Origin of the sequence: Halomonas sp. PGE1, assembly GCF_013000985.1 — a bacterium.
GTDB classification, from domain to species: Bacteria; Pseudomonadota; Gammaproteobacteria; order Pseudomonadales; family Halomonadaceae; genus Halomonas; species Halomonas alkalicola.
On record NZ_CP053032.1, the window covers coordinates 2,251,615 to 2,275,532 of the forward strand.

21 protein-coding genes and 1 pseudogene are annotated in these 23,918 nt (G+C 69.4%); 7 read left to right on the forward strand and 15 right to left on the reverse strand.

Annotated features, from left to right (window positions below):
* Positions 1–213 precede the first annotated feature (213 nt).
* The gene (nfuA, locus tag HIR79_RS10655) at positions 214–804 is read left to right on the forward strand and encodes a Fe-S biogenesis protein NfuA (protein WP_110068711.1); all 591 of its coding nucleotides are present in this window, start codon (positions 214–216) and stop codon (positions 802–804) included.
* Between the two features lie 174 nt (positions 805–978).
* Here the strand turns inward: nfuA and HIR79_RS10660 are convergent, their stop codons facing one another.
* Positions 979–2,007 carry a DNA-binding protein gene (locus HIR79_RS10660; protein WP_169958344.1) on the reverse strand — a complete coding sequence of 343 codons (1,029 nt, stop codon included), beginning with the start codon at positions 2,005–2,007 and terminating at the stop codon, positions 979–981.
* A 277-nt stretch (positions 2,008–2,284) separates the two neighbouring features.
* On the opposite strand from HIR79_RS10660, the gene HIR79_RS10665 reads away from it, so the two are divergent.
* Both HIR79_RS10665 and HIR79_RS10670 read left to right on the forward strand, forming a co-directional pair.
* On the forward strand, positions 2,285–3,430 hold the full coding sequence (locus HIR79_RS10665; protein ID WP_169959543.1) for a tyrosine-type recombinase/integrase: 1,146 nt from the start codon (positions 2,285–2,287) through the stop codon (positions 3,428–3,430).
* Between the two features lie 28 nt (positions 3,431–3,458).
* Positions 3,459–3,884 carry a SufE family protein gene (locus HIR79_RS10670; RefSeq protein ID WP_169958345.1) on the forward strand — a complete coding sequence of 142 codons (426 nt, stop codon included), beginning with the start codon at positions 3,459–3,461 and terminating at the stop codon, positions 3,882–3,884.
* Positions 3,885–3,910: 26 nt separating this feature from the next.
* On the opposite strand, the pseudogene yidD reads toward HIR79_RS10670, so the two are convergent.
* The 6 genes and pseudogenes from yidD to HIR79_RS10700 all read right to left on the reverse strand — a co-directional run bounded on the left by yidD (position 3,911) and on the right by HIR79_RS10700 (position 8,667).
* Positions 3,911–4,223, reverse strand: a pseudogene (gene yidD / locus HIR79_RS10675) (membrane protein insertion efficiency factor YidD).
* A gap of 56 nt (positions 4,224–4,279) precedes the next feature.
* Positions 4,280–4,726 carry a phosphoribosyl-AMP cyclohydrolase gene (gene hisI, locus HIR79_RS10680; protein ID WP_169958346.1) on the reverse strand — a complete coding sequence of 149 codons (447 nt, stop codon included), beginning with the start codon at positions 4,724–4,726 and terminating at the stop codon, positions 4,280–4,282.
* 44 nt (positions 4,727–4,770) lie between these two features.
* Positions 4,771–5,214: a transcriptional repressor gene (locus HIR79_RS10685; RefSeq protein WP_169958347.1), complete on the reverse strand. Its 444-nt coding sequence runs from the start codon at positions 5,212–5,214 to the stop codon at positions 4,771–4,773.
* A 67-nt stretch (positions 5,215–5,281) separates the two neighbouring features.
* Entirely contained in the window at positions 5,282–6,271 is a 990-nt protein-coding gene (locus HIR79_RS10690; protein ID WP_502708649.1) for an alpha-L-glutamate ligase-like protein, read from the reverse strand.
* Between the two features lie 5 nt (positions 6,272–6,276).
* Complete coding sequence (locus HIR79_RS10695; RefSeq protein ID WP_169958349.1) at positions 6,277–7,782, reverse strand: UUP1 family membrane protein; 1,506 nt, start codon at positions 7,780–7,782, stop codon at positions 6,277–6,279.
* Positions 7,783–7,830: 48 nt separating this feature from the next.
* Positions 7,831–8,667: an ATP-dependent zinc protease family protein gene (locus HIR79_RS10700; RefSeq protein ID WP_169958350.1), complete on the reverse strand. Its 837-nt coding sequence runs from the start codon at positions 8,665–8,667 to the stop codon at positions 7,831–7,833.
* Between the two features lie 290 nt (positions 8,668–8,957).
* Here HIR79_RS10700 and HIR79_RS10705 point away from each other — a divergent pair, with 290 nt between their 5' ends.
* The gene (locus tag HIR79_RS10705) at positions 8,958–9,545 is read left to right on the forward strand and encodes a DUF3833 domain-containing protein (protein ID WP_169958351.1); all 588 of its coding nucleotides are present in this window, start codon (positions 8,958–8,960) and stop codon (positions 9,543–9,545) included.
* 44 nt (positions 9,546–9,589) lie between these two features.
* Here the strand turns inward: HIR79_RS10705 and HIR79_RS10710 are convergent, their stop codons facing one another.
* From HIR79_RS10710 to gorA, 4 genes are all read right to left on the reverse strand, one after another.
* Positions 9,590–9,985: an ectoine synthase gene (locus HIR79_RS10710; RefSeq protein ID WP_169958352.1), complete on the reverse strand. Its 396-nt coding sequence runs from the start codon at positions 9,983–9,985 to the stop codon at positions 9,590–9,592.
* A 90-nt stretch (positions 9,986–10,075) separates the two neighbouring features.
* On the reverse strand, positions 10,076–11,341 hold the full coding sequence (gene ectB / locus HIR79_RS10715) for a diaminobutyrate--2-oxoglutarate transaminase (protein ID WP_169958353.1): 1,266 nt from the start codon (positions 11,339–11,341) through the stop codon (positions 10,076–10,078).
* Positions 11,342–11,432: 91 nt separating this feature from the next.
* Positions 11,433–12,011: a diaminobutyrate acetyltransferase gene (gene ectA / locus HIR79_RS10720; RefSeq protein ID WP_169958354.1), complete on the reverse strand. Its 579-nt coding sequence runs from the start codon at positions 12,009–12,011 to the stop codon at positions 11,433–11,435.
* A 283-nt stretch (positions 12,012–12,294) separates the two neighbouring features.
* Positions 12,295–13,674: a glutathione-disulfide reductase gene (gene gorA, locus HIR79_RS10725; protein WP_169958355.1), complete on the reverse strand. Its 1,380-nt coding sequence runs from the start codon at positions 13,672–13,674 to the stop codon at positions 12,295–12,297.
* Positions 13,675–13,839: 165 nt separating this feature from the next.
* Here gorA and can point away from each other — a divergent pair, with 165 nt between their 5' ends.
* Positions 13,840–14,487, forward strand: a complete 648-nt coding sequence (gene can, locus HIR79_RS10730; RefSeq protein WP_169958356.1) for a carbonate dehydratase — start codon at positions 13,840–13,842, stop codon at positions 14,485–14,487.
* Here can and HIR79_RS10735 read toward each other — a convergent pair.
* Positions 14,484–14,963 (reverse strand): cytochrome c, encoded by a 480-nt coding sequence (locus HIR79_RS10735; RefSeq protein WP_249322118.1) that lies wholly within the window; start codon positions 14,961–14,963, stop codon positions 14,484–14,486. The genes can and HIR79_RS10735 overlap by 4 nt on opposite strands.
* A 141-nt stretch (positions 14,964–15,104) precedes the next feature.
* On the opposite strand from HIR79_RS10735, the gene pepQ reads away from it, so the two are divergent.
* Together pepQ and HIR79_RS10745 are read left to right on the forward strand one after the other, a co-directional pair.
* Positions 15,105–16,400 carry a Xaa-Pro dipeptidase gene (pepQ, locus tag HIR79_RS10740; RefSeq protein WP_169958358.1) on the forward strand — a complete coding sequence of 432 codons (1,296 nt, stop codon included), beginning with the start codon at positions 15,105–15,107 and terminating at the stop codon, positions 16,398–16,400.
* 7 nt (positions 16,401–16,407) lie between these two features.
* Positions 16,408–17,442: a hydrolase gene (locus HIR79_RS10745; protein ID WP_169958359.1), complete on the forward strand. Its 1,035-nt coding sequence runs from the start codon at positions 16,408–16,410 to the stop codon at positions 17,440–17,442.
* A 28-nt stretch (positions 17,443–17,470) separates the two neighbouring features.
* Here the strand turns inward: HIR79_RS10745 and msrA are convergent, their stop codons facing one another.
* From msrA to tamA, 3 genes are read right to left on the reverse strand one after another with little or no spacing between them, the layout of a single operon-like run.
* The gene (gene msrA, locus HIR79_RS10750) at positions 17,471–18,001 is read right to left on the reverse strand and encodes a peptide-methionine (S)-S-oxide reductase MsrA (RefSeq protein WP_169958360.1); all 531 of its coding nucleotides are present in this window, start codon (positions 17,999–18,001) and stop codon (positions 17,471–17,473) included.
* A gap of 27 nt (positions 18,002–18,028) precedes the next feature.
* Positions 18,029–22,051 (reverse strand): autotransporter assembly complex protein TamB, encoded by a 4,023-nt coding sequence (gene tamB / locus HIR79_RS10755; RefSeq protein WP_249322119.1) that lies wholly within the window; start codon positions 22,049–22,051, stop codon positions 18,029–18,031.
* Entirely contained in the window at positions 22,015–23,886 is a 1,872-nt protein-coding gene (gene tamA, locus HIR79_RS10760) for an autotransporter assembly complex protein TamA (protein ID WP_169958361.1), read from the reverse strand. The genes tamB and tamA overlap by 37 nt, the downstream gene beginning before the upstream one ends.
* Between the last annotated feature and the right edge of the window lie 32 nt (positions 23,887–23,918).

Consider the following 23,918-nt stretch of genomic DNA (forward strand, 5'->3'; position numbering starts at 1 on the left):
CGGTAGAGCTGGCGGTGTCAGTCAGGGGCGGCCAGGGATGGCGGCCCATGTTACCAAAAGGCGCGCCCAAAGGCAGGCCGTTGCGCAAAGACCCACCAATTCACTCGGGATTGTCAGTTCCGGCCCGCTGTCTTACCATGGGAGGCAGTCAATCCCCGACGCGCGGCCTGCCGAGGGAACGCACCAGGCCGCAGCCCGACCAGCGAGAACACCATGAGCAACCCGATCCAGATCACCGACAGTGCCCAGGACTACCTTGCCGAGCTGCTCGAGAAGCAGAACGTCGAGGGCATCGCCGTGCGCATCTTCATCACGCAGCCCGGCACCCCCTATGCCGAGACCTGCCTGGCCTACTGCCGCCCCGGTGAGGAGGAGCCGACGGACGAGCGTCTCGAGCTGCCGAAACTCGCGGTCTACCTGGACAAGAACAGCCTGCCGTTTCTCGAGGAGGCGGTGGTCGACTTCAACAAGGATCGCATGGGCGGCCAGCTGACCATCAAGGCGCCCAACGCCAAGATGCCCAAGGTCAACGCCGACAGTCCGCTGGAGGATCGCATCAACTACATCCTCTACAGCGAGATCAACCCCGGCCTTGCCGCCCACGGCGGCGAGATCAAGCTGATCGAGCTCACCGAGGAGCAGGTGGCGGTGCTGGCCTTCGGCGGCGGCTGCCAGGGCTGCGCCGCGGTGGACCTGACCCTCAAGGAGGGCGTCGAGAAGACCCTCATGGAGCGCATTCCGGAGCTGGCCGGCATCCGCGACGTGACCGACCATACCGACACCACCAACGCCTACTACCGCTAGGCTCTGCCCGAAAACTGGCTGCGCTCGACCATACGGCGTTAAAAATCAGCTCAAAGTACTCATTTACACCCCGTAAACTCCGTCTTTTCGCTGATTTTTGCCTTGTCTGACCTTCGCTCGCCGACGTTTCAGGCAAAGCCTAGGCAGGCCGGGCGGGCAGGCGCCCGCCCTCGGCTATTTCTCTGAAGGCTCCGCCATGGCGGGGCCTTCGTCGTTGTCGGCCTCCTCCTCGCCGTCGGGTGTCGGCGGGGTCTGCCACAGGCAGCGGTGGAGCTGCTGCTCCAGGTCGCGCAGGCGGCGGGCCTGCTCCTCCAGCAGACGCTTCTGCTCGTCGATGCGCGCCTGCAGCAAGGCCTGCTCGTGCTGGCGGGTGTCGGCCAGGGTCTCGGCCTGGCGGCGCGCCCAGTCGGTTTCCCGGTGCTGCTTCTCCTCCTCGGCCAGGCGCCCGCGGGCCTCCTGCAGCTGCTGCTCCAGGCGCTCCAGGCGGGCCGCGACCTGCTTCTCCCGATCCGCGGCGGCCTTCTCGCCGGCCAGGCGTTCCTGGCGCGCCTCGTCCAGCAGCCCCATCAGCCGCGCCTCGGCGCTCTCGTGGCGCTGCTCCTCTCTGGTCAGGCGCTCGCGCTGCGCCGCCTCCAGGGCCTCCATGGCCTGCTGGTGCTCCCGGCCCTGCTGGGCCATCTCGCCGCGGATCCGCTCGAGCAGCCCCTCAAGCTCGGCGTGGCGGGTCTCCAGGCGGTGACCCTTCTCGGTGAGCTGTTCCCGCTGCGCCTCGCTGCGTGCCAGGGCCGTGCTGCGCTCCTCCAGACGCTGCTCGGTGCTGGCCAGGTGGGCCGCCAGGGCCGATTCGCGCTGCTCGGCGTCCTCGGCCTGGCGGCGCGCCTCGGCCACCGCCTCATCGGCCGCCGCGATGCGACGGTCTGCCTCCTCCCGGTAGTGGGCGAGGGCCTCGTTGGCACTCTCCTGGGCCCTATGCCACAGCACCTCTGCCAGCTCCTGCAGGGCCGCCGGCATGCCGCGGGGCGGCGGCACGTCGCGGTTCTCCTCGCGCCGCTGGCGCCACTCGCGCAGATGATCACTGATGGTGGTGAAGCTGCCGGTGCCCAGCACCTCGCGCACCTTCTGCACGCTGGGCGCCTCGCCCCGTGCCAGCAGGTCATCGATCGCCCGCTGCACGTCCTCGTACTGCACGCCGGTGCGCGCCATATCGCCTCTCCTTGCTCTGCTCTCGCCTGTGGGCCACCTCGAGATGGGGCGCGGCCGCAGGCGCCGATGGGGCGCAGCATATCCCGTGGAGGGGTGAAAGGGAAATTAATTACATAATACGTTATACGTAATTTATGATATGAAATAGGCAGTAAAAGCAAGATTACGCGGCTTATCTTGATTTTATGAGCATGGAGTCGGGATACTGGGGCGCAAGGACTAGCAGAAGGGGAAAGGGGTGGATCGCCAGACCCGTGACGAGACGAGCAGCGAGCTTCTGCCCGCGCCGGCAGGAGAGCTGCTTCCCGCCTTACCCGCCGGGCACAGCGCCCATATCAGTGCGCGCAGCGACGCGGAGGCGGTGGGGCTGTGGCTGGCCGAATATCGGGCCAGCCCGCAGACCCGGCGCGCCTACCGCCGCGAGGCCGAGCGGCTGCTGCTGTGGCTGGCGGAGCAGGGGCTCGCGCTCGGCGAGGTGCGGCGCGACCATCTGGATGCCTTTGAGGCCTTCCTGGCCGACCCGCGCCCGCGGGAGCGCTGGGTCGGGCCGCCCAGGCCGCGCCACGCCGATGACTGGCGGCCCTTTCGCGGGCCGCTGGCCCCCGCCAGCCGGCGCCAGTCCCTGGTGATCCTGCAGGGCATGTTTGCCTGGCTGGCCGAGGCCGGCTGGGTGGCCCACAACCCCTTCCGGCTGATGCGCGACAAGCGCCGGCGGCTCGACAACCGCCAGGGAGGCATCGAGCGCTACCTGGAGCGCCCGCTGTGGGCGTGGTTCTGGTCCTGGCTGGGCCGGCCGGTGGGGGAGGGCGCTTCGCCCAGGCAGCACTACGAGTGGCAGCGTCGCCGCCTGGTATTCGGCTTCGCCTACCTGCTGGCCCCCCGGATCGGCGAGATGAGCGCGGCGCGCATGGGGGACTTCCATCGCCGCGAGGGACGCTGGTGGTGGCGGGTGACGGGCAAGGGCGACAAGACGGCGACCATTCCGGTGCCGCCCGACATGGTCACGCTGCTCACGGCGTGGCGCCGCACGCTGGGGCTCGCCGCCGAACCGCTACCGGACGACGCCACGCCGGTGCTGCGCTCCCTGGACGGCCGGCGCGGCCTTGGTGACAACCGGCTTTATCGGGTTATCCGCGAGGCGTTCGGCGAGGCCGCCGAGGCGCTGGAGGCTGAGCAGGGAGAGGAGGGCAGGCCATGGGCCATGCGGCTGCGCGCCGCCACCCCCCACTGGCTGCGCCACACCGCGCTGACCCATCAGGCCCAGGCCGGGGTGGAGCTGCGCTACCTGGCCGCCACCGCACGCCATTCGAGGCTCGACACCACGGCACGCTACCTGCATGCCGAGGATGAGGCCTGGCACCGCCAGCAGTCGGCCCATCGCCTGGCCACAGGGGCGGACGAGGGCAGCAACCAGCCGGTATAATCAGCGCGAAAATGACCAAGGAGCCCCCATGACGACCGAAGCCACCACCGAGCAGGCACAGCAGGCACTGCTGGAAGAGTTCGAGATGTTCGACAACTGGATGGATCGCTACCAGTACATCATCGACATGGGCAAGGCGCTGCCGGACTTTCCCGAGGCGTGGAAGACCGACGAACTGAAGATCCAGGGGTGCCAGTCCAACGTCTGGATGCGCCATGAGCGCGACGGCGAGCGGATCCACTTCGACGCCATCTCCGATGCGGCCATCGTCTCCGGGCTGATCGCCGTGCTGATGCGCATCTACAGCGACCGGCCCGCCGCCGAGATCCGTGACACCAGCCCGCACTTCCTTGCGGACCTGGGCCTCGACAAGCACCTCTCGCCGACCCGCAGCAACGGCCTGCACGCCATGCTCAAGCGCATCTACGAGGTGGCCGAGCAGGAGACGGCCTGACACCGGGCTGGCTTGTCGGCAGGGACTCACTCCGCCTTCTTCTGCTCCCGTGCCGGAGCCGCGGAGTCCCGGGGCCGGAAGTGCTCGTCCAGTTCCGGGTCCTCGCGGCACAGTCGTTCGCTGGGCCCGCCCGGCACCGGGTCGATGCCGCCCTCGCAGCCGGGGTGGCAGCGCACGATACGCCGCGCCGCCATGACGCCCCCCCCTGAGGGGGCCGTGCACCTGAATCGCCTCCACCGTGTAATGGGAGCAGCTCGGCCAGTAGCGACAGCGAGGCCCCAGCAGCGGGCTCAGGGTGACCTGGTAGACCCTCACCAGCGCAATCATCAGCCAGGCCATGCCCCGGCGCAGGGCGCGCAGCAGACGGGCCAGCCAGGCGGCGAGGCAAGGCATCGCTATCCCTTGCCGCTGCCGTAGAGGGTGTCGGGATCGATCAGCGGTTCCGCGGTGATGCGCGCTTCGTCGTTCTCCAGGGCCACATAAAAGCAGCTGCGCCGGCCGGTGTGGCAGGCCGGACCGGTCTGCTCCACCTGCAGCAGCAGGGTGTCGCCGTCGCAGTCCAGGGCAGCGCTCTTCAGGTGCTGCTGCTGACCGGAACTCTCTCCCTTACGCCACAGTTTCCCCCGCGAGCGGGACCAGTAGCAGACCCGGCCGGTGTGCAGGGTCTCCTCCAGCGCCTCGTGATTCATCCAGGCCATCATCAGCACCTCGCCGGAGTCATGCTGCTGGGCGATGGCGGGAATCAGGCCGCTCTCATTGAAGCCCACGGCATCGAGGATCTCGGCCAGGGGGTGGCGGCTGTCGCGGGGGGCCCGTTCGAGGGTCTTGAAGGGTTCGCTCATGGTCGGTCCGGCAGGCAGTGGTGGAAAGGGGCAGGGTGGCTGGCTCAGGGCGCGGTATGGCACGCCTCGCAGTGGCCGAGCAGTTCGATGGTCTGGCGCTCCACGCGGAAGCCCAGGTCACGGGCCCGCTGCGAGAGCTGGGCATTGACGTCATCAAGGTGCAGCTCCTCGACCCGCCCGCAGAGCCGACAGATCAGCAGCTGGAAGCCATGGGTATGCTCCGGGCAGGGGCAGGCCACATAGGCGTTGAGCGATTCGATGCGGTGCACCAGGCCCTGGTCGATCAGGAATTCCAGGGCGCGGTAGACGGTGGGCGGGCGGGCGGCGGCATGCTCCTCGGCCAGGCGGTCGAGGAGATCATAGGCCTTGAGGCCGCCGGGGGCCTCGGCGATCATCTCCAGCACCCGTCGCCGGATCGGAGTGAAGCGCACGCCGCGCACTTGGCACTGCTGGGCGGCCTGGTCGAGCAGGGCGCGTGAGTCTGACATGACGACCGTCGAGTGGCGAAATGAAAGGCCTATTCTACGCGTCGCACCGCGGCCCGGCCAGCCGCCGTCAGACGGCCTCGGCCGTCGCCTCGACGATGGGTTCGAGCTCGCTGCGTCTGGCGAAATGGTGCTGGGCGAAGGCCACCCGCGCCTCGGGGGAGGCGCCAGGCGCCTGACGCTCGATCAGGTCGAGCCGGCGGCGCAGCCCCTCGCCGTTGGCCATCTGGATGGCCAGCCCCGGACGGGCGTTGAGCTCCAGCAGCATGGGTCCCTGGTCGCGGTCCAGCACCATGTCGGTGCCGAGGTAGCCAAGCCCGGTCATTTCATAGCAGCCGGCGGCCAGCAGCAGCAGGGTACGCCAGTCCGGGATATGCAGGCTGGCCAGTTCGTGGCCGGTATCCGGGTGGTCGACGCGGGTGCGATCGAACTGCACGCCGCGGATGGCGGTGCCGGTGGCGATGTCCAGCCCCACCCCCACGGCCCCCTGGTGGAGGTTGGCCTTGCCGTCCGAGGCCGCGGTGGAAAGCCGCATCATCGCCATCACCGGGTAGCCGAGGAAGATGATGACGCGGATGTCGGGCACCCCTTCATAGGTGTACTCGGAGAGCCGTTCGTCGAAGTTGATCAGCGCCTCGACCACCGCCACGTCGGGCGAGCCGCCCAGGGAGTAGAGCCCCGAGAGGATATTGGAGGTGTGGCGCTCGATATCCTCCAGGGTGAGCCGGGCGCCGCTGGGCTTGACGAAGGCGCCGCCGTCGACGTGGTCGATCACCAGGATCCCCTTGCCGCCGCTGCCCTTGGCCGGCTTGATCACGAAGCCGTTGTGGCCGCGCAGCATCTCGTCGAGGTGCTTGACCCCGAACTGGGTCGTCACCGTGCCGATCAGCGCCGGCGTGGTGATGCCGTACTCCTGAGCCAGCAGCTTGGTCTTGAGCTTGTCGTCCACCAGCGGGTAGAGGCGCCGATCGTTGTAGCGGCCGATGTAGCGGATGTTGCGCCGGTTCATGCCGATGATGCCCTTCAGGCGCAGCTTGTCCGGGGAGGTCCAGTTCCACATGTCGCTCAATCCTCGGTCACGGGCTTGAAGCGGCGCAGCTCGAGCAGCCGGTAGCCGGTGTAGTTGCCGAGCAGCAGGATCAGCGCCATCAGGATCAGCTGCACCCCCAGGAAGTTGAAGGTGATGTGGCGCACCCAGGGGTTGTTCATGGCCAGGTAGGCGAGTACCGCGGTGAGCAGGCTGCCGCCGCCCTGGATCAGCACCTCCTTGGGTCCTTCCTCCTCCCAGAGGATCGACATGCGCTCGATGGTCCAGGAGAGGATGATCATCGGGAAGAAGGTGATGGTCAGGCCCGCGTTGAGGCCGAAGCGGTAGGAGAGCACCGAGAAGAGCGAGATGATCGCGATCACCGTGATGATCACCGCCGAGACCCTCGCCACCAGCAGCAGGTTGAGGTAGGAGAGGTAGTTGCGGATCACCAGGCCCACCGCCACCACCAGCAGGAAGCCCACCAGGCCGGTGATCAGGGTGGTCTGGATGAAGGCCAGCGCGATCAGCACCGGCATGAAGGTGCCGGAGGTCTTGATGCCCACCAGGATCCGCAGCAGCACCACCACCAGGGCGCCGATTGGGATCAGCAGGATGGTCTGGAACAGCGCCTGCTCCTCCAGCGGAAGGCTGTGGATGGAGAAGTTGAGCAGGGTGTCCTCGGCCATCTGGCTGCGCACCGCGGCCGCCGCCGGCTGGTTGCGGTTGAGCATCGAGAAGGTGACCCGGGAGTTGGTGCCGCCCTGGACCTCCAGCACCGCCTGACCCGAGGACTCCCACAGCAGCAGGTTGTCCGGGCGGCCCTGTTCGCCGGTGACGGGATTGAACAGGGTCCAGCGGTCGCCGTCGAACACCTGGACCCACTGGCTGAGGGACTGGCGGCGACGGCCATCCTCCAGCAGCAGGCCGCTGACCTCCCGGGCCGGCACGCCGGCCTGGTTGAGCAGGCGCACCAGCAGCGGGCCGCGCTCGAACTGGGTCAGCAGCAGGCGCGAGTTCTCGCCCTGGCGCTCGTCGCCGAAGTCGCGGATCAGCTCCCGGGCGAAGGTGAAGGCATCGGCGCTGCGGTTCCAGGCGCGTTCGATCACCTGGGTCGCCGCGGTGTCGTAGGGGCGCTCCCAGACGATGTCGCGGCGCAGCTCAGGCGGCTCGACTTCCGGGGAGCTGGCGTTCGGGGTCGCCAGCATCTGGGTGGTGTAGTAGAGCTGCTGGCTGCCGGAGGCCTCGCGAATCGACCACTGGGCGCGACGCCCGCCGTTCTCCTCCAGGAAGGCCAGGCCGTAGCCGGGCGAGGCGGTGTGCTCGGTGAGCAGCCGATACGCCTGTTGATGGGACGGCAGCGCCATGTTGACCAGCACCGGCCCTCCCTGGGCGGTGAAGTTGACCAGCGCCTCGACCTCCCAGACCTCGCGCTGTTCGCCGGGGGTCCAGGGGACTTCGAGGGTAATGTGACGGTGCACGCTGAGGCCGATGCCGGTCACCAGCAGCAGGCCGACCAGCAGATAGAAGGGGAGTCGTGACATGGGGCTTCCTTGGCGAGATCAGTACGAGACGGGGCCGGGCAGGGCGCCTCAGCGCTCCTCGTCTTCCCGATCGTTCTCGTCGGCTTCGGCCTCGTCGGCCGGGCGGCCGCCGGGGAACTCGGGGCGCTCGTGCAGGTAGGTCTCCGCGACATCGATCATCGCGATGTCCATCAGGAATCGCCGGCCGAGCAGCACCGGGTAGTTGAGGTGAGTACGGTCGTTGAGGGTGAACTCCACGGACTCGCGGATCGGCCCCAAGGTCATCATCAGGCTGACCACCGGCCGAGTTCCCTCGCCGAAGGCCTGCACGATCCGCACCCGGCGCTCCACCGGCGCCTCGATCCACTCGTCGCGCACGCCGTCGACCACCACGTCATCGTCGGTGAGCCCCAGCTTGAAGCGCACCCAGTTGGCGCCGTCGCGCTCGAACCGGGTGATCTCGCTGGCCGAGAGCGACGAGGTGTTGGCGCCGGAATCGACGCGCGCCTTCAGGTAGGTGCCCACATCGGGCAGGCCGATCCACTCGCTGCGACCGACCACGGTCTTGCCGCCCATGGCAGGCTCGACGGTGGCGCACTCCTGGGGAATCAGGGTCGGCTCGCCATCGGTGCGCTCCAGGCGCTCGATATCGGCGCGCAGGTGGCGCACCAGGCTGCCGACCTCGCGCACGTCGTCCACCAGGGTGTCCTGGCGGCGGGCCTGTTCACCGAGCTGCGCCTGCTGCAGCTCGCACTGGGTGGCGAGGTTGGCCTCGAGCCGGTCGATGCGCAGCGCGAACTCTTCCGGGCCCAGCACGGGGTCAGGTTCCGGCTGATGGGTCAGGGCGCAGCCGGAGAGCAACAGGCCGAGGGAGAGGGCTCCGGTGAACAGCAGGGGTCGGGACATGGGACAGGAATGTTCCTTGTAGCGGTCGCGTGATGATAAGGAGTAGCCGGCCGGCTTGTCCAACCGGGGAGGGCCAGAGGGCGTGAAGATTCAAGCAAAAAGGGTGAAAAAGTGTCACCGAGGGCGGGATGGCTCCGCTGGCATCCACCTTATTTAACATAATATACATTATGCGCACTTCAAGGTGCCGTGGGCGAGGTAGCCGTCTCAACCGGTGTTTCCGCTGGCCGCCGGACCTTTCCGGGGCTAGGATGACAATATCTCTACCAATGTTATACGAGTAAATATCAATGTATCGAAAAATCCGCTCTCATTCGCTGGCACTGCTCCTGCTGGCCCTGCCTCTTCTGCTGGCCGGCTGCAGCAGCGTGGATATCGAGCGCTATGCGGGCACGACGCCGGAGCTCGATATCGGCGAGTATTTCGAGGGACGCACCCGGGCCTGGGGCATGGTCCAGGACTATCGCGGCGAGGTGCAGCGGCGCTTCGTGGTCGACATCGACGGCGAGCATGACGGTACCACCCTGGTGCTCGACGAGCACTTCGTCTATGACGACGGCGAGACCGACCGTCGGGTCTGGACCTTCGAGCGCCAGGGTGACGGTCGCTGGGTCGGCAGCGCCAACGACGTCGAAGGCCCCGTGGAGGCACGCCAGGCGGGCCACGCCTTCACCATGACCTACCGGCTGCCGGTGGAGGTCTCGGGCCGCGAGATCACCTTCACCATGGAGGACTGGATGTTCCTGCAGCCCGACGGGCGCCTGCTCAACCGCACCGACATGAAGAAGTTCGGCGTCACCCTGGCGCGCATCACCATCGTCTTCGAGCGCCTCGACGATGCCTCGGGTAGCCTTGACGCAGACGCCCCCGACACCTGAGGTGCCGGGGGCGTCATCATGCGACCGGGCGCGCAGGCCCCGGCTCAGCCTTCGTCGGCCGGCGCGTAGGAGCCATCCTCGCGATGGACCTCCTTGCCGGAGAGGCCCGGCGTGAACACGCAGGCCAGGTGCATGGTCTTGTGGGCACGCAGCAGGTGCTCGTCGTGCTGGTCGAGGATATAGATGTCGCCCGGCTTGATCGGCCAGATCTTGCCGTCGGCCAGGGTCTCCACCTCGCCTTCCCCTTCGATGCAGTAGACCGCCTCGAAGTGGTGCTTGTAGTGGATATGGGTCTCGGTACCCTCGTAGATCCGAGTGATATGGAAGGAGCAGTTGCCACCGTCGTCAGCCAGGCTCAGACGGGTGCTGTCCCAGTTGCCGTTCTCGGCCTTGACCAGGCGGTCGGTCTTGCGGCACTCCTCGAGATTGCGAACGATCATATGATGTCTCCGTAATAGATCCTGTCCGATCGGGCGCTCTTGCGCCCGACCGCCGGTGTCACCTGCGAGGCTCCCCCGCAGAGCAGCCTATCAGCTCAGCGCCTGACGCGCGCTCTCCTCGAGGATGGCCAGGCCCTGCTCCAGATCCTCGTCGGTGATGGTCAGCGGGCAGAGACACTTGACCACTTCGCCATCCTGGCCGCTGGTCTCGATGACCAGGCCGTTCTCGAAGGCCTGGTGGGTGATCTTGTCGGCGATCTCACCGGTGCCTACGTCGATGCCGCGCATCAGGCCGCGGCCACGCACGCTGGCCTCGATGCCCTGGGTGCCGAGCCAGGCGGCGATCTTGGCGAAGCGCTCGGCGACGATCTCGCCCTTGCGCTGGACGTCGCGCTCGAAGGCATCGTCGCGCCAGTAGTGGTTCAGGGCGGCGGCGGCGGTGGTGAAGGCCAGCGCGAAGCCGCGGAAGGTGCCGTTGTACTGACCCGGCTTCCAGGCGTCGAGCTCCGGGCGCATCAGCACCTGGGCGAACGGCAGGCCGAGGCCCGAGAGGGACTTGGAGTTGGTGACGATGTCGGGCACTACGCCGGCGTGCTCGAAGCTGAAGAACTTGCCGGTGCGGCCGCAGCCCGCCTGGATGTCATCGACGATCAGCAGGATGTCGTGGGCGCGGCAGATCTGCTCCAGGCGCTTGAGCCATTCGGGGCTGCAGGCGTTGATGCCGCCCTCCCCCTGCACGGTCTCGACGATCACGCCGGCCGGCACGTCGAGGCCGCCGGACTTGTCGGTGAGCAGTTTCTCGAAGTAGTCCAGGGTGTCGGTGCCGTCACCCAGGTAGCCGTCGTAGGGCAGGAAGGTGCCGCCCACCGTCGGCACGCCGCCGGTGGCCTCGCGGAACTTGCGGTTGCCGGTGGTGGCCAGCGCCCCCATGGTCACGCCGTGGAAGCCGTTGGTGAAGGTGACGATGTTGTGGCGACCCTTGGCGTTGCGCGCCAGGCGGATGGCCGCCTCGACGGCGTTGGTGCCGGTGGGCCCGGGGAACTGCACCTTGTAGTCCAGCCCGCGGGGCTTGAGGATCACCTCGTCCAGGGTCTCGAGGTAGTGGCGCTTGGCCTCGGTCCAGAAGTCCAGGCCGTGGATGATGTTGTCCTCGGCCAGGTAGTCGAGCAGCGCCTGCTTGATCTGGGGATTGTTGTGGCCGTAGTTGAGGGTGCCGGCACCGGCCAGGAAGTCGATGTACTCGCGGCCATTCTCGTCGGTGAGGCGCGCATTCCTGGCCCGGGTGAAGACCACCGGGAAGGAGCGTGAGTAGGTCCGGACTTCGGATTCCATGCGTTCGAGGATCTGGGTCTGCATTGGCGACCTCCTGTCGGTAGGTGGGTAGCGGAAAAAAGGCGTGCGCATGCCGTGGCCGATCACGGGACCGGCCTGGCGTCACGAGGGGGGATCAGATGCGATCGGTCTGGAAGGGACCGATGCGCACCAGGTTCTCCGGGTCGTGCTCCCCGCCGAGCTGGTCGGTGGAGAAGTACTCGCGGCTGTTGAGCGGCGCCTGCCAGCGATCGGCGAGGCGGCGGAACAGCCCCCAGGAGGCCTGGTTGTCGGGGGTGATGGTGGTCTCGAGGTGATGCACCTCGGCCAGTTCGGGGCGTGACATGACGGCCTCGACCAGGCGGCGGGCCAGCCCGGTGCCGCGGGCCTTCTCGCCCACTGCCACCTGCCACAGGAAGTAGGTGTCCGGGGCGTTGCTCTTCACGTAGCCGGAGACGAAACCGACGATCTCGCCCTCCTCGTCGGTGGCCACCGCGCAGCTGTCGCGGAACTGGGTGGCAAGCAACAGGTAGGCATAGGCGGAGTTGACGTCCAGCGGGGGGCAGGACTTGACCAGCTCGTAGATGCCCCAGCCGTCATCGGGGTTGGGCTTGCGGATGAAAAGCGAGGTGCTCTCGGCGCCGACCACGGCATCTGCCACGCTCGGGCGGGCCAGGTCGGCGGAGGGAGTGAAGGGCTCGGTTGTTGTCATCATGGGCAGGTTCGCTGTGCGAATTTGGAAAGGATTATACCAGCGGCGGGCGATAATTCAAATCTGTAGTTATTTTCCACGCCATTATCTATAACGGAAAATTATGCAATGCGTGCTGCCGGCAGCGAAACCGCCTGCCGGGGCCAGAGGGGGCGTGCCTTTCCGCCTATCGCGCCCTCCTCCCCTGCAGTCTAGTCCAGCCCCCCTGTGTTCGGGGCCGCCACCCAAACGCCATCGGGCCACCCGAAGGTGGCCCGATGGCGTGGTGAACCGAGGTGAAGAAGGCTCAGCGCCGCGTCGGCGTACGCAGGGTGACGAACTCCTCGGCGCCGGTGGGGTGGATGCCCACGGTGGCGTCGAAATCGGCCTTGGTAAGGCCCGCCCGCACGGCGATGGCGATGCCCTGGATCACCTCCCCGGCCTCCTCGCCCACCATATGGGCGCCCACCACCACGTCGCTTTCGTCATCCACGATAAGCTTCATCAGGCAGCGCTCCTGGCTGCCCGAGAGGGTGTGCTTCATGGGGCGGAAGTCGGTGACGTAGACGCGGATCTCGCCGCACTGCTCGCGGGCCTGCTCCTCGGAGAGCCCCACGGTGCCGATGTTGGGATGGCAGAACACCGCGGTGGCAATGTTGCGGTAGTCCAGAGGGGCCGCCGGCGGGGTGTCGCCGAAGTGGTGGGCCACCAGGTGCATCGCTTCGGCCAGGGCCACCGGGGTCAGCTCGAGGCCGCCGGTGACATCGCCGAGCGCCAGGATTGAGGGCACCGAGCTCTCGAAGCGGTCGTTCACCGCGACGTGGCCGCTCTCGGTGAGTTCGACCCCCAAGGCATCGAGGCCGAGTCCCGCCAGGTGCGGTCGGCGCCCGGTTGCGGCCAGCACGGCGTCCACCTCCAGCACCTCGCCGCTGGTCAGGGTCACCGCCAGGCCGCCTTCGCTGCGTTCGATGCGCTCGATATTGGCCTCGAAGTGCAGGTTGACGCCCTTGGCGGCCATCTGGTCGCGGGTGAACTCACGCACCTGCTGGTCGAAGCCGCGCAGGAACAGCTCGCTGCGATAGACCAGATGGGTCTCGCTGCCCAGGCCGTTGAAGATGCTGGCAAACTCCACGGCGATGTAGCCGCCTCCCAGCACCAGGAAGCGCTCGGGGAAAGCATCGAGATCGAACACCTCGTTGGAGGTCAGAGCCAGGTCGCTGCCCGGGAACTCCGGCACGAAGGGCCAGCCGCCCACCGCTACCAGGATCTTCTCGGCACGGTGGGTCTCGCCGGCCACCTCGACGGTGTGAGCATCGAGGACCCGGGCGCGCCCGTTGATCAGGCGGACCCCGGCACCCTCCAGCAGGCGCCCGTAGATGCCGTTGAGGCGCTTGATCTCGCCGACCTTGTTGTCGCGCAGGGTCGCCCAGTCGAACTGCGGCGTCTCGCCGAGCTGCCAGCCGAAGCCAGCGGCGTCCTCGAAGGCGTCGTGGAAGTGGGCGGCGTAGGAGTAGAGCTTCTTGGGCACGCAGCCCACGTTCACGCAGGTGCCGCCGAGATAGCGATCCTCGGCCACGGCGACCCGGGCACCGGTGGCCGCGGCGGTACGCGCCGCCCGCACGCCGCCGGAGCCGGCGCCGATCACGAAGAGGTCCCAGTCGTAGTGGGAGTCGGTAGGCTCGGACACGAGATTCTCCTGTTGCTGGGGGCCCTGGGCCCGATACGTCGTGGCGGCATGATAGCAGCCGGACCACGGCCCCGGCAGGCGGCGATTTGACCCAGTGCGTCTCGACCGGGTAAAAACCTCCGCCAACGGTCGTACGGCCCCTGCACCTTGATAAGAGCCCCCGCCATGAAGAAGGAAATCCACGGCCTGCTGGAGAACAACCGCCTTTGGGCCGAGAAGGTCTGCCGTGACGATCCGGAGTTCTTTGCCCGCCTCTCCCGGCAGCAGAACCCCGACTACCTGTGGATCGGCTGCTCCGACAGCCGCGTGCCGGCCAATCAGATCATCTCGCTGCCGCCCGGCGAGGTCTTCGTGCACCGCAACGTCGCCAACCTGGTGCACCACAACGACCTCAACGCCCTCTCGGTGCTGCAGTACGCCGTCGAGGTGCTGGGCGTGCGCCATATCATGGTGGTGGGCCACTACGGCTGTGGCGGGGTGAAGGCCGCGGTCACCGGTGGCGATCACGGCATGGTGGACATCTGGCTACACTCGGTGCGCGAGCTCTACAGCCGCCACCGCGAGGCGCTGGCGTCGCTCTCCCTGGACGACCAGGTGAACCGCATGTGCGAACTCAACGTCGAGGCCCAGGTGATGAACCTGTGTCGCACCAAGATCATCCAGTACGCCTGGCAGCGTGGCCAGGAGGTCTCGGTGCACGGCTGGGTCTACGGACTGGCGGACGGCCGGGTCAAGGATCTCGCCTGCAGCATCTCAGGCCTCGACCAGATCGAGGCCCTCTACCACATCGAGGGGCTCTCCCCGGCCGGCTAGTAGCGGTAGCGGCGGTGGCAGCTGCGGCAGGTCAGGCTGAGATCGGAGAGCTCCCGGGTCGCCAGGCGGTAGTCCTCCGCCTCGGCGGCCTCGCGCAGGGCCGCGACCCGCTCCTCCAGGGCCGTGAAGCCCGCCTCGAACTCCTCCCACTCCTCCCAGATGCGCGCGCGGGCCTCGGAGCCCCGTCCGTGGCTGCCCTCGATGAAGGCGGGCAGCAGGTGCGCGCCGCTGGCGAACTCGGCGAGTTCCGCCAGGCGCGGCTCGGCGCCGCGGGCGTCCCGGTTGTTGACCAGGTCGAAGCGCAGCTGGCGCACCAGGCGCTCGATGCCCTTGAGCTCCTCGCGGCGCCAGGTGACGGCCTCGCGCGGATCCTCGAAGCGGGGCCCCTCCCCGTTCGGCGACTCGGCCTGCAGCGGACCGGCCAGCGCCATGCCTGTCGCCAGGACGGCCATCAACGATTTCCGCAGCATCAGCATCTTGTTCCTCCCCGTGTGACTCATGCGCTGCGCATGATGCCAGCCGCACCGCGTCATGTCTGCCCTGCCCGTCTTACCTGAGGGGCGCTACAATGCGACCAGGCAGCGCATCGGCTCACCCCCCTGCCAGGATCCGACCCCATGACCGAACGTGATCGCCAGCAGCACGCCCATCTGAGCGCCCTGACCCAGGCCTACGCCGAGGTGCTGGGGGCCCAGGGGTTCGACGGCGTGCTGCTCTACAGCGGCCGGCCGGCCCGCCATTTCGGCGATGACCAGCATGCCAGCTTCACCGCCTATGGCCACTTCGTGCACTGGACCGGCCAGGCGCAGCTGGCCCACAGCTGGCTGCTGATCCGCCCGGAGGAGCCGCCGATCCTCTATCTGCATGCCCCACAGGACTTCTGGCACCTCCCCGCCGAGCTGCCCGAGGAGCCCTGGGTCGCGCGCTTTCGGGTGGTGCGGCGCGAGACGACCGAGGCTCCGACGCTGCCCCCCGGGCGCTTCGCGGTGCTGGGGGATCTCGACAGCGGGATGGCAAGGGCGCTAGGCGCCGAAGCCAATCCCCCGGGCCTCGTGGCCGCGCTCGACGAGCGCCGGGTGTGCAAGAGCGACTACGAGGTGAGCTGCCTGCGCGAGGCCAACCGCCGTGCCCTGGCCGGCCACCTGGCCGCGCGGGAGGCGTTCGAGGCAGGCGGCGCCGAGCTCGATATCCAGCTGGCGTACCTGGCCGCGGCCCGCCAGCGCGAGAGCGAGCTGCCCTACCCCAACATCGTCGGGCTCAACGCCCACGCCGGGGTGCTCCACTACCAGCACTACGACACGGCGCCGCCACCGGTACGGCACAGCCTGCTACTGGATGGCGGCAGGCGCTTCCGGGGCTACTGCGCCGACATCACCCGCACCTGGGCCGGCCCCGCGGCGGCGCCCGAGTTCGCGCCGCTGATCGAGGGCGTCACCGCGCTGCAGCAGCGGCTGATCGCCGGGCTCGCCCCCGGGGTGAGCTACGTGGGCCTGCACGCGCGGATGCACGAGGAGCTCGCGGCACTGCTGGTGTCCCACGGCCTGGTGGCGGCCTCGCCCGAGGCAGTGCTGGCGAGCGGCTTGACCCGCGCCTTCTGCCCCCATGGGCTCGGCCACCTGCTCGGCGTGCAGGTCCACGACGTGGCCGGCCGGGTGAGTGCCGACGGTGAGCCACTGCCGCCCCCCGCCGAGCACTCGGCGCTGCGCCTCACCCGGGAACTGGAAGCCGGCATGGTGGTCACCATGGAGCCGGGGCTCTATGTCATCCCCACGCTGCTGGAGGCCCATCGCCACCGGACCGAGGTGAACTGGGGACGGGTGGAGCGCCTGGCGGACCACGGTGGCATCCGCATCGAGGACAACGTGCTGGTGACCGCCAAGGGCCCGGACAACCTCACTCCCCAGGAGGCGTGAGCCCGCCATGACCGGTCAGCTGCATCGCGCCGACTTCGTCCCTCCCGCGGGGCTGGCCAACCGCCATGTCCAGACCCTGCTGCCCCGCCTGCTGCCGCGGCGCCACCTGCCGCATCGCTGGGAGACTCTGACGCTGCCGGATGGTGACTTCGTGGAGCTGGCCTGGGTGGCGCCGGGTCCCACGGCCCCGGACGCGCCGCTGTTCCTGCTCTTCCACGGCCTGGAGGGCTCCTTCGACTCCCCCTATGCCCGCGAGCTGCTGGCCGCCGCCGACGCCCTGGGCTGGCGGGCGGTGCTGATGCACTTCCGCGGCTGCGGTCGCCGGCCCAACCGGCTGCCGCGGGCCTACCACAGCGGCGACACCGCCGACGCCTACTGGCTGATCGGCCAGCTGGCCCACCGCTACCCCCGCGCCCTCAAGGTGGCCGCGGGGGTCTCGCTGGGCGCCAACATGCTGGTCAAGCTGGTGGCCGAACAGGGGGGCGATGGCCTCGACCTGGCCGGCGCCATTGCCATCAGCGCCCCCCTGGATCTCGCCGCCAGCGCCGACTGCCTGCAGCGCGGCTTCGCCCGGGTCTATGAGCGCCACCTGCTCGCCTCGCTCAAGGCCAAGACCGCCGGCCGGCTGGGTGACTTCCCGCTGGCGCTCGACCGCGAGAGACTGGGGCGGCTGCGCACCCTGCGCGACTATGACGACGCCGTCACCGCGCCGCTGCACGGGTTCCGCGACGCGGCGGACTACTACCGCCGCGCCTCGGCGGGCCGCTGGCTCGGCGAGCTGGAGCTGCCGACCCTGATCCTGCATGCCGAGGATGATCCCTTCATGCCCGGAGACCTGTTCGAGCGGCTGCCGCCCCCGGGGGCGGCGGTGCGAGTCGAGCTGGCCCGCCAGGGTGGCCACGTGGGCTTCATGGAGTGGCGCGAGGGGCGACTGCGCTCCTGGCTGGCGCGCCGGGTGAGCCGCCAGCTCGAGGACTGGGCGCCGACCTTCGCCGGCCGGCCTCGTCGCCTGGCCGCCGAGAGCGAACCCCCCGGTCGCTGAGGGCTACCCTCGGCGGCAAGGGTGGCCCTCAGCCCTTGAGCCGGTGGCCGAAGTGCTGTGCCAGCTTGTGACGCTTGGGGGGAATCACGTACTGGCAATAGGCATTGCCGGGGTTCTTCGTGAAGTAGTCCTGGTGATAGTCCTCGGCGGGATGGAATACCGCCAGGGGGGCCACCTCGGTGACGATGGGGGCCGCGTAGTCGACCGCCAGCGCATCGATCATCTCCCGCGCCTCCCTGGCCTGGTCCTCGTCCAGGGTGTAGATCGCCGAACGGTACTGGGTACCCACGTCATTGCCCTGGCGGTTGGGCGTGGTGGGGTCATGCAGGGCGAAGAATATCGTCAGCAGGTCGCGAAATCCGATCACCGCCGGGTCATAGGTCAGCTCGACCACCTCGGCGTGGCCGGTGGTGCCGCGGCAGACCGCCTCGTAGGTCGGCGCCGGGTCATCGCCCCCGGCATAGCCGCACACCACCTGCTCCACGCCCTCCACCAGGCGGAAGCTGGCATCCAGGCACCAGAAGCAGCCGCCGCCCAGCACGCAGGTTTCCATCGCCATCGTCTCGTCCCTCCCGGGTTGTCGCTATCAATCTTGCTCGGTGATCCTCGGCGGCTTGCCGGGACGGCTGAAGGCGTAGACCAGATCCACCGCCTGGGCCGCCCCGGAGACCGCCTGCAGGTAGAGGTTGCGCCACAGGGTATAGCGTAGCGTCAGCTCGGCGATCGGCGAGAAGACCCCGACCCCGTAGCTGATGCGCAGATCATCGGTGAGCTGCCCGGTCACCACCACCTGGCTCTCCTCGCCGGTACCGGCGGTCTCCAGGGCGAGATCGGAGATGCCGAAGGCCTCGCCGATGGCGCCCACGGCGCCGCCGGTCTGGCCCAGGGTCAGGCCGATCAGGGCCTGGGTCAGGGCGCCGTCGGTATCGCTGTCGTCCGGGGCGCGGCCGCGCAGCAGGTAGGAGAGCGCCCGCGCCTCGTCCATGGCGGGCTCGGAGAAGACCCGCAGCTGCGGCTCCGCGGCGGTGCCGGTGACGCGCAGCCCGGCGATCACGCCGTCCTGGGTGACGTTGGGGTTGCGGATCGCCTCGAAGCTGAGCAGCGGCTGGTCCGGCGGGCCGCTGAACAGCAGCTGCCCCTCGCGAATCAGCAGGTCCTGGCCGTAGGCCCGGAAGCGGCCGTCTACCAGGCTGACATCGCCGAACAGCTGCACCGGCCCGCTCTGCTGGCGTACCTCCAGGGTGCCGGAGAGGCCGGACTCCAGGCCATAGGCCGACAGCTGCATATCGGGGCCCAGGCGCAGGTTCAGCTGTACATCGACCGCCATGCCGGCCCGAGCCAGGGCCTCAGCGGCCTCCTCACCGGGTTCGCCCGCGGCCGCCTCGGCGGCCCGCTGGGCCTGGCGCCGCGCGCGCTCCTCGTCGCGGCGGGTGATGATGATCTCGTCCGGGCTCGGCGACACGGCGGAGGGCGGCAACTCGCCCACCTCCAGCCTCGCCCAGGGCACCCGCACCTCGCCACGCACCTGCAGCAGCGAGGGCGTCACCAGCACGGTCATTTCCGGGGCCAGGCGCAGGCGGCCGAAGGCCGGCAGTACCGCCAGCAGCGGCTGGTCGCGGCCATCCAGGGCGATGCTGATGCGCCAGTCGTCGGCGCTGGGCCAGGCGGCATCGCCGCGAATGGCCAGGCGCCCCTCCTCGGCGGCGATGAAGCCGTCTATGCGGCCCTGGTCGCCGCTGAGCGTGATCGCCACCTCCCCGTCGCGGACCTCCACCGGCACATCGGCCCCGCGCAGGCGCAGCCCGGCCAGGTCGATGCGACCGTCCAGGGAGGGCACCTGGGTGGTGCCGGTGATGGCCACCTGGCCATTCAGGCGCCCCTCCAGGGTCTCCATGCCCGCCACCAGGGTGCGATAGCGATCGAGGCGCAGGTCGTCCAGGCGCAGCTGGCCGTCGAGTCGTCCCGCCCCCGCCGGATCGTCGATGGTCAGCGCCAGGCCCACCTGCCCCGCCTCGGCCACGCTCAGGTCGAGGTCCACCTCGGCCCGCGCCTGGGTGGCGGAGACCCGAGCCGCCAGGCGTGAGGCCGGCAGCGACCAGGGCTGGCCGTAGGCATCGAGCCCCTCGACGGCCAGGTCGCTCTCAAGGCGCAGGTCGGCCTGCCAGGCGCTCCCGCCCTGGCGCCACTCGGCCACTAGGTCGAGCTCGCTTCCGCCCTCGAGGGTCCACTCCTCCGGCACCCATTCGTCGAGCAGCGACATGGGCAGGTCACGCAGGCTCAGCGCGGCGCGCCCGCGGTCGGCAGAGGTCTCGAGCGTCTCGACGAGGCAGAGCTCGCCGCCCTGCTCGCGACGCAGGCAGAAGGGCTCGGCTCTGACGCTGCCGGCGGGCAGGTTGGCCTCGAAGGCGATCGCCTCCGCCAGGCGGATGTCGCCGAACTCGGTATCGACCTCCAGCGGCGTGAGTGCGCCGCGATAGCGTTCCCGGGCCCCATCGAGCCCGCCCTCGAGGGCGAGGGCCGCACGCGACAGGGGCATGCCGCGACCGGCCTGGGCCGCCACGGTCAGGCGATGGGCGGAGAGGCGGCCGTCGAGCCCCAGGGTGATCTCGCTGAAGCGCTGGCCGGCGGCGTTGAGGCGCTCGAGCTCAAGGCTCACGTCGAGGGCAGGGTCCTCGATGCCGCTGATATCGGCGCTCAGGCGCAGCGAGTCCACCCGATGCTGGGCGAAGGCCAGGTCGTCGCCGCCGAGCTCGAGGTCGAGCTGGGGCGCTTCGAGGCTGCCACCGGCGGCGAAGCGCCCGGCCAGGGTGCCGGATAGCTCGTCGTGGAGGCTCCCGAGGTTGGGCATGTCCAGCTCGCCGGCCAGGTCGATGAGGGCCTCGCTGACCCGGCCGGCGGCATTGAGGCGATTCTCCCCCTGGCGGAAGTCGAGGGTGTCGATCTCCCAGCGCATGTCGCTGTTGCCGCTCAGGCGTGCGTCGAGGGCCAGCGGCAGCTCCTGGAGCACGCCGCTGATGGAGAGGGTCGGGATGGCCAATTGCCAGCCCTCTGCCGACTGGGTGAAGCTCGCCGCGATGTCGCCGTCGAGGCGCCCGTCGAGCCCCTCCACGAAGCGCCCGGGCTCCACGCGATCCAGGCGCGCCACGGTCTCCACCGCCAGCTCCTCGGCCCAGTCGACGCGTCCGCGGGTCACCAGGGAGCCGCCGGCGAGGCTGATCGAGAGCGGGGTCCAGGCGAAGTGCTCGAGATCGCCGCTGCCGGCCAGCGCCACCCGGGTGAAGGGGACCTCGGGGCCCTCCACCATCAGCGAGGCGGCCAGCCGGTAGTCGGTCAGGCGACCCTCAGCGCGCAGCGTCAGCTCCTCCACCAGCCAGGGCTCGGGGGCGGCCTCCTCCTCCTCCGACATGGCGCCGGGCAGCGGCCACTGCACCAGGTCGCTGGCCAGAGAGGCGCTGAAGGGCAGCGTCGGCTCCAGCGCATCCAGGCGCGCATCCAGGGCGGCGTTGACCGGCCCCTCCAGCTGCAGCCGCACCAGCAGCTCGGCCAGGCTGCCGTCCAGGGCCAGGTCGATGCGCTGGCCGGCAAGCTCGGGAAGGCGGTCCGGCAACCACAGGGCGCTCTGCAGTCGCGCCTCGAGCGGGTAGTCATCGCGCAGCGAGACCCGCGCCTGGAGGCGGGCATCGGCGTCGCGGCTGCTCACCTCCAGGGGGTGGAGCTCCACGTCGTGTCCGCTGGCGGAGAGCGTCAGGGCCAGGCGTTGGATACCGTATTCCATGGCGCCTTCCACTGCGCTGTCCTCCACCAGCAACTCCGGGACCTCCAGACGCAGCGGCAGGCGGATCTCGGGCAGCGTGCGGCGGGGCTGCTCGGCCAGCGGCGTGGCGGCGAGCCCCTCCAGCTCGGCGGCGACTTCCGCCGGCAGCGGCGAGCGCACGGCAATGGCGGCATCGATGGCCGCGGCGACGATCCTCGGCCCCTCGTGCTCGGCCTCGCTCAGGGCGAGCCGGGCGCCCGGCGACAGGGGCAGCAGCAGCCGCAGGCCGGCCAGCCGCGTGGGCCGCAGAGTGACGCTCTGCTCCTCGGCCAGCGCCCCGCTGGTGAAGGTGTCCCAGCGCAGCCGGGTCCCGTCGGCCAGCATCACCTCCACGTCATTGAAGGCCAGGGTGCGCAGCTCCACCGGAAACGGCAGGCGGATCTCCTCCAGGGGCTCGCCGGGGGGCGCAGGCTCGTCGTCGCCCTCCTCGCCTGCACCGACCCGGATCCGGGCGCCGTCCACCACCAGGGTGTCCAGGCAGAGCCGGCCCTGCAGCAGGCAGTCGTCGGCCCAGGCGAGCTCGAGGCGCTCGAGCGCCACGCGGACCGGCCCCGCCTCGAGCTTGAACCCGTGCAGCACCAGGCGATCGAGAGGCGCGCCCTCATGGCTCTCCAGCTGGTAGAACCCCTGGCGCGCCCCGGTGTCCAGCAGCAGCCCCGTGCCCCAGGGGGAGAGCGCCAGGCCCAGGGCCAGTATCACCAGCCCCAGCAGGGTGAGCGGCAGCAGGATCAGCAGGCGAAACAGGGCCCAGAGCAGGCTCAGAACTCTGGACCGATGGCGAAGTGGATGCGCCACGCATTGTCCTCGTCGTCGAAGGGGTGAGCGATGTCGAAACGGATGGGGCCCACCGGAGAGATCCAGCGAACGCCGAGGCCGGCACCGGTGTTGAGGTCATCGGGCCCCCACTCCTCGAAGGCGTCGCCGGTGTCGACGAAGGCGGCGCCCCACCAGTCGCCGGTCAGCCGTCGCTGCAGCTCCACGCTGGCGGTCAACAGCTGCTGGCCACCGGTCAGCTTGCCCTCCTCGTTGCGGGGCGAGAGGCTCTCGTAGCCATAGCCGCGCACGCTGCGGTCACCGCCGGCGAAGAAGCGCAGCGAGGGGGGGATCTTGCTGAAGTCATCGGACTCGATGGCGCCGATGCCCATGCCGGTCACCAGGCGCATGTCGTCGCCGAACAGGCGGATCCACTGGGTCTCGCCGGTCATGCGCAGGAAGTCGGCGTCGGAGCCCCAGGCGCCGTCGGAGACCTCGAAGGCGATGCGCTGGCGATCCCCCCAGGTGGGGAAGGTGGGATTGCGGGTCCGGGTCCGCGACCAGCTGACGCCGGGGTAGAGGATCACCACCTGCTCGTCGTCGCCGCCCTGGGTGAAGTCCTCGAAGGTACTGCGCACGTAGATCGTCTGCACCCAGCGGTTCTCGAACTCCCAGCGCCGCGCGCCCTCGAGGGTCGCCTCCAGCGAGCGGGTATCCTTGTTGTCGCGATGCCGAAAGCCGTACTGGAAGCGGTAGCTGTCGCGCAGCGGATCATCCAGCGGCATGCTGTAGACCCCGGAAAAGCGCTGCTCCGGCGCCGAGATGAAGAGGTCGTGGTCCAGCCCATGGCCATAGCGGTTGATCCACGGCTGGTCCCAGGAGAAGCGCAGCCGCGGCCCCACGTCAGTGGCGAAGCCCACCCCCACCTCGAACTGGTGACGATCGGCCGGTGTGAGGGTGACGTCGACCGGCACCTCGGGGGGGCCGCGACGCCCCACCGCGGCGGCCGCGTCGACCGCGGCCATGGTCAGGGTCGGCGTCTCGACCTCCGGGGGCGAGGCCTCGAGCTCGCCCCACCAGCCGTCTGCCTCGGCTGACGCGGCGTCGGCGTCGCGAAACAGCGCCTCGCCCTCGATCAGCCGGGGGCGCACGGTGATCGAGCCGAACCAGCGGGTCTGGCCGAGGCGCTGGTTGTAGCGAGCCAGCTCGCCGGCCAGGTAGGGGTCGCCGGGGGCGAAGGTCAGCATGTTGCGCAGGCGCTCGGGCTCGATATGGCTGCCGCTCAGGGTGACGTTGCCGAAGCGATAGCGGGGCCCGCTGTCCAGGGCGAGGTAGAGCCGCGCGCTCTCGGCGAAGGGGCGTACCTCCATGCGGCGGTCGGTGAAGCGCCAGTCGAAGTAGCCCCGCTCCAGGGACAGGTTGGCCAGCCGGGCTCGCAGGCGGTCGTAGGGGGCATGCACCAGGGGGTCGCCCACGGCCAGGGGAAAGGCGTCGATGGCCTCCTGGAAGGGTGGGTCCTCGCGGGCATCGCCGGCCAGGCGAAAGGAGAGGCGCTCGATGGTGACGCGGGGGCCCGGGTCGATGGCCAGCTCAACGTGGCGCGGCGGGTCGCGGTCGTCGAGGCGCAGCCGGATATCGGGCTCGTAGTAGCCGTAGACCCGCATCGCCTCGCGGGTGCGGCGCTGGGCCTCGCCCTCGACCCGGGCGCGGCTGAACTGCTCGGGGTCCAGCCCGTCCAGGTAGTGGCGGATGTTCTCGGCCACGTTGCCGTCGATGCCGTCGATGCGAACATCCAGGGCAAGGGCCCCGCCCGGCATCAGGGCAAGGGCCGCCACCAGAGTCGCGGTTCCCAGGCGTTTTCCCACATGATCTCCCATCTCTCGACGCCTTCGCTCCATGCGACTCGTTT

Coding starts and splice junctions, on each gene's coding strand:
- ectB (WP_169958353.1), bottom strand. CDS start 11,341: ATGCAGACCCAGATCCTCGAACGCATGGAATCCGAAGTCCGGACCTAC.
- HIR79_RS10685 (WP_169958347.1), bottom strand. CDS start 5,214: ATGTCAGACTCACGCGCCCTGCTCGACCAGGCCGCCCAGCAGTGCCAA.
- tamA (WP_169958361.1), bottom strand. CDS start 23,886: ATGGGAGATCATGTGGGAAAACGCCTGGGAACCGCGACTCTGGTGGCG.
- ectA (WP_169958354.1), bottom strand. CDS start 12,011: ATGATGACAACAACCGAGCCCTTCACTCCCTCCGCCGACCTGGCCCGC.
- HIR79_RS10700 (WP_169958350.1), bottom strand. CDS start 8,667: ATGTCCCGACCCCTGCTGTTCACCGGAGCCCTCTCCCTCGGCCTGTTG.
- nfuA (WP_110068711.1), top strand. CDS start 214: ATGAGCAACCCGATCCAGATCACCGACAGTGCCCAGGACTACCTTGCC.
- HIR79_RS10745 (WP_169958359.1), top strand. CDS start 16,408: ATGACCGGTCAGCTGCATCGCGCCGACTTCGTCCCTCCCGCGGGGCTG.
- pepQ (WP_169958358.1), top strand. CDS start 15,105: ATGACCGAACGTGATCGCCAGCAGCACGCCCATCTGAGCGCCCTGACC.
- HIR79_RS10705 (WP_169958351.1), top strand. CDS start 8,958: ATGTATCGAAAAATCCGCTCTCATTCGCTGGCACTGCTCCTGCTGGCC.
- HIR79_RS10695 (WP_169958349.1), bottom strand. CDS start 7,782: ATGTCACGACTCCCCTTCTATCTGCTGGTCGGCCTGCTGCTGGTGACC.
- HIR79_RS10690 (WP_502708649.1), bottom strand. CDS start 6,271: ATGTGGAACTGGACCTCCCCGGACAAGCTGCGCCTGAAGGGCATCATC.
- HIR79_RS10670 (WP_169958345.1), top strand. CDS start 3,459: ATGACGACCGAAGCCACCACCGAGCAGGCACAGCAGGCACTGCTGGAA.
- can (WP_169958356.1), top strand. CDS start 13,840: ATGAAGAAGGAAATCCACGGCCTGCTGGAGAACAACCGCCTTTGGGCC.
- HIR79_RS10735 (WP_249322118.1), bottom strand. CDS start 14,963: ATGCTGATGCTGCGGAAATCGTTGATGGCCGTCCTGGCGACAGGCATG.
- msrA (WP_169958360.1), bottom strand. CDS start 18,001: ATGGCGATGGAAACCTGCGTGCTGGGCGGCGGCTGCTTCTGGTGCCTG.
- HIR79_RS10710 (WP_169958352.1), bottom strand. CDS start 9,985: ATGATCGTTCGCAATCTCGAGGAGTGCCGCAAGACCGACCGCCTGGTC.
- hisI (WP_169958346.1), bottom strand. CDS start 4,726: ATGAGCGAACCCTTCAAGACCCTCGAACGGGCCCCCCGCGACAGCCGC.
- HIR79_RS10660 (WP_169958344.1), bottom strand. CDS start 2,007: ATGGCGCGCACCGGCGTGCAGTACGAGGACGTGCAGCGGGCGATCGAT.